Here is a 3,930-nt window from a genome sequence, read left to right as displayed (position 1 = left end):
CGCGGAGCCTTGACCACCACGTAGTCGAGCGTGGGCTCGAAGGACGCCGGGGTCTTCTCCGTGATGTCGTTCGGGATCTCGTCCAGCGTGTAGCCCACCGCCAGCTTCGCCGCGATCTTGGCAATCGGGAAACCCGTGGCCTTGGAGGCCAGGGCACTCGACCGGGACACCCGCGGGTTCATCTCGATGACGATGACCCGGCCATCGGCGGGGTTGACCGCGAACTGGATGTTGCACCCGCCGGTGTCCACACCGACCTCGCGGATGATCGCGATACCGACATCCCGCAGGATCTGGTACTCGCGGTCGGTCAACGTCATCGCCGGGGCGACGGTGATCGAGTCACCGGTGTGCACGCCCATCGGGTCGAAGTTCTCGATCGAGCAGACGACCACGACGTTGTCGTGCTTGTCCCGCATCAGCTCCAGCTCGTACTCCTTCCAGCCCAGGATCGACTCCTCCAGGAGCACCTCGGTGGTCGGCGACAGCGTCAGCCCCTGACCCGCGATGCGGCGCAGCTCCTCCTCGTCGTGCGCGAACCCGGAACCGGCGCCGCCCATGGTGAAGGAGGGACGCACAACCACCGGGTAGCCGCCGAGGACCTCGACGCCCTTGAGGACGTCGTCCATGGAGTGGCAGATCACCGAGCGGGCGGACTCACCATGGCCGATCTTCCTACGGACCTCTTCCACCACCCCCTTGAACAGGTCGCGGTCCTCGCCCTTGTGGATCGCCTCCACCTTCGCACCGATCAACTCCACGCCGTACTGCGCCAGTACACCCGCCTCGTGCAGGGCGATCGCCGTGTTCAATGCCGTCTGGCCACCCAGCGTCGGCAGCAGGGCATCGGGCTGCTCTTTGGCGATGATCTTTTCGACGAACTCGGGGGTGATCGGCTCGACGTAGGTGGCGTCGGCGATCTCCGGGTCGGTCATGATCGTCGCGGGGTTGGAGTTGACCAGGATGACCCGCAGTCCCTCGGACTTCAGGACGCGGCACGCCTGGGTGCCGGAGTAGTCGAACTCGGCGGCCTGGCCGATGACGATCGGGCCGGAGCCGATGACCAGGACGGACTGGATATCGGTGCGCTTAGGCACGCTCGGCCTCCATCAGGGATACGAAGCGGTCGAAGAGGTACGCGGCGTCGTGCGGGCCGGCGGCCGCCTCGGGGTGGTACTGAACACTGAAGGCCGGCTGGTCGAGCAGCTGCAGGCCCTCCACCACGTTGTCGTTCAGACACACGTGGGACACCTCGGCACGGCCGTAGGGGGTGTCGGACGCCTTGTCGAGCGGCGCGTCGACGGCGAAGCCGTGGTTGTGCGCGGTGACCTCGACCTTGCCCGTCGTACGGTCCTGCACCGGCTGGTTGATCCCCCGGTGGCCGTACTTCAGCTTGTACGTGCCGAAACCGAGCGCGCGGCCCAGGATCTGGTTGCCGAAGCAGATGCCGAACAGGGGCGTCTTCCGCTCCAGGACGGCCTGCATGAGGGCAACGGGGTGGTCGGCGGTGGCGGGGTCGCCGGGGCCGTTGGAGAAGAACACGCCGTCGGGGGCGACCGCGTACACGTCCTCGGCGGTGGCGGTCGCGGGCAGCACATGCACCTCGATGCCGCGCTCCGCCATCCGGTGCGGAGTCATCCCCTTGATGCCCAGGTCGATCGCGGCCACGGTGAACTTCTTCTCACCGATCGCCGGGACGACATACGGCTCGCTGGTGGCGACCTCCGCCGACAGGTTCGCGCCCTTCATCTGCGGCTGCGCCTGGACCTTGGCCAGCATCTCCGCATCCCCGCCGATGGCGTCACCGGAGAAGATCCCGACGCGCATCGCGCCGCGCTCACGCAGATGGCGGGTCAGCGCGCGGGTGTCGATGCCGCTGATGCCGACCACACCCTGGGCGGCCAGCTCCTCGTCCAGCGTGCGCGTGGCACGCCAGCTCGACGGAATCCGGGCGGGGTCGCGCACCACGTAGCCGGAGACCCAGATCTTCTTCGACTCCGGGTCCTCGTCGTTGACACCGGTGTTGCCGACGTGCGGCGCGGTCATGACGACGACCTGGCGGTGGTACGACGGGTCGGTCAAGGTCTCCTGGTAACCGGTCATGCCGGTGGAGAAGACCGCCTCGCCGAAAGTCTCCCCCACGGCCCCGTAGGCACGGCCGCGGAAGGCGCGGCCGTCCTCCAGGACGAGTACGGCGCGAGAGCCCGCCGCCATCGCCGTGCCGCCGGTCATCGGTCCAGCCCGCAGGGCACGCGTGCGCCTCGCTCCGGGGTGCACTCCAGGCGGAACTGGGCCGCTGTCCTGAGGACGGCCTTCTCCACGTCCCCGCTCGACCCACCGCGGAACCGGAACCGAGCGCCCACGTGCTCGTACCCGCCCACTCGCGGGACGACCTGCCCCACCGCCGGGATCACGGACGCGTACGGGCCCTCTTCGGGGGTCGGCGGTTCGGGGAGCTCCCACGCCGTGACGCGGCACGGGGCCGGGACGGGCGAGGGCACGAGCAGCCAGCCGCCCGTCGCCCAGTGGGCCGGTGCGGGAAGCTCCGGGTGGCGGCCGAGCTGGATGTCGGCGGCGGCGCGCATCAGGTCGATGCCGTGCACCTCTCGCCAGATGAACGGGATCTCGGCGCCGCCGACCCGGTAGCCGGCCTCCAGGAACCGGATGGAAGGCGAGCCGTCGGCGGACGTACCGACGAAGGCCTCCAGGTGGAAGACCCACGGTTCCGGGCCGAGCGCGCTCGCCACCCGGGCCGTGAACGCGGAGAGCGGGCCGAGGAGGTGGGGGTCGTCGACCTCGACGGAGCCGAGGGCCTCGCCCTGGGTGAAGTCCACGCAGGTGTTGACGTAACGGGAGGCTCGCCAGGGACCGAGTTCCTCGCCGGTCCACAGGCCGTCGATGTGGAAGATCTGGTCGCCGCAGAACTCCTGCACCACGCGCGGTTCCGGTGGCGAGGTGCGCAGCAGCGGCAGGTCGGCCGGGGAGTCGAGGCGTACGACGCCCCGGCTCGCGGTGCCCTTGCGCGGCTTGACCACCACGGGCCAGCCGTGGCGCTCCGCGAAGGCGAGGACGGCCGCTTCGTCGGGGGCGTCAGCGAAGGCGGGGGCCGGTATGCCGGCCTCGGCGACCACCTGGTTCATGGTGAGCTTGTCGCGGAAGCGGGCCAGTGGGCCGGGGGTCTGGCCGGCGCAGCCGAGTCGTTCGCGTACGAGCGCGGCGGTGTCGAGGTCTCCTTCGTTGAGGGCCACGACCCGTTCGGGGGCGCCGAAGTGGGTGCGCAGGTCGGTCACGGCGTGCCAGACGGCGTCGATGTCGTCGGTGGCCGGGACCACGCGGGCGGCCGCGGCGCCGACGGGGACGGAGGGGAGGGCGAGTCGGGTGGTCACGTAGGTGACCCGGTGGGTGCGGTGGTCGAGGTAGTCGTCGTACCGGGCGTGCTGGTCGCGCCAGCGGTGGATGACGATGATGTGCCGGCTCATGCCCGCTCCGTCCCGGTGGCCGCCATGTCACGGATCCGGCCCACCGCGAAGGTCGCCGAGACCACCGCGGCGCGGGCCGAGCCGAGCGCGCCCCGCGCCGCGTCGAGGTCGCCGTCGGGGAGCTGGCCCACGATGTCGGTCGCGCAGTCGATCAGGTGGAGCGCGGCGCGGGCGAGCGGCTCGTCGCCGCTGTACCGCTCCTCGACGAGCCGGCGGACGGTGTTCAGCTGGGCGACGGGGTCCGGCAGGGAGCCCTCCGCCAGGACGGGGGAAGTGATCGTGTTCATGGTGATTCCATCCCAGGAGGCGTTCAGAGGGGTGAGGAGGCGAGGAGCGGGACGCCGTCCCCGGCGGCCCGGGCCGGGGCGGCCGGCCGGGCAGCCAGCCGGGCGGGGGGGGGGGGGGGGGGGGGTTGGGGGGGGGGGGGGGCCCCTCGCCAAGGTGGCCAACA

Annotated in this window: 4 protein-coding genes; all 4 read right to left on the bottom strand. The window is 70.9% G+C overall.

Features of this window, described 5'->3' with window-relative positions:
- A partial coding sequence (gene carB, locus AC07FJ_RS26740) for a carbamoyl-phosphate synthase large subunit (protein ID WP_479051838.1) occupies nt 1–1,097 on the bottom strand: 1,097 nt, incomplete at its 3' end.
- Nucleotides 1,090–2,232, bottom strand: coding sequence for a glutamine-hydrolyzing carbamoyl-phosphate synthase small subunit (gene carA / locus AC07FJ_RS26735; protein WP_479051837.1), 1,143 nt, complete (start codon nt 2,230–2,232; stop codon nt 1,090–1,092). The genes carB and carA, both read right to left, overlap by 8 nt.
- Complete coding sequence (locus AC07FJ_RS26730) at nt 2,229–3,479, bottom strand: ATP-grasp domain-containing protein (protein ID WP_479051836.1); 1,251 nt, start codon at nt 3,477–3,479, stop codon at nt 2,229–2,231. Before AC07FJ_RS26730 ends, carA begins: the two co-directional genes overlap by 4 nt.
- Nucleotides 3,476–3,766: a hypothetical protein gene (locus AC07FJ_RS26725; RefSeq protein WP_361419848.1), complete on the bottom strand. Its 291-nt coding sequence runs from the start codon at nt 3,764–3,766 to the stop codon at nt 3,476–3,478. The genes AC07FJ_RS26730 and AC07FJ_RS26725 overlap by 4 nt, the downstream gene beginning before the upstream one ends.
- Between the last annotated feature and the right edge of the window lie 164 nt (nt 3,767–3,930).

Source organism: Streptomyces sp. NPDC045998, assembly GCF_056430285.1.
This window is presented reverse-complemented; position numbering and strand designations above follow the sequence as displayed.

Coding starts and splice junctions, on each gene's coding strand:
- carA (WP_479051837.1), bottom strand. CDS start 2,232: ATGACCGGCGGCACGGCGATGGCGGCGGGCTCTCGCGCCGTACTCGTC.
- AC07FJ_RS26730 (WP_479051836.1), bottom strand. CDS start 3,479: ATGAGCCGGCACATCATCGTCATCCACCGCTGGCGCGACCAGCACGCC.
- AC07FJ_RS26725 (WP_361419848.1), bottom strand. CDS start 3,766: ATGAACACGATCACTTCCCCCGTCCTGGCGGAGGGCTCCCTGCCGGAC.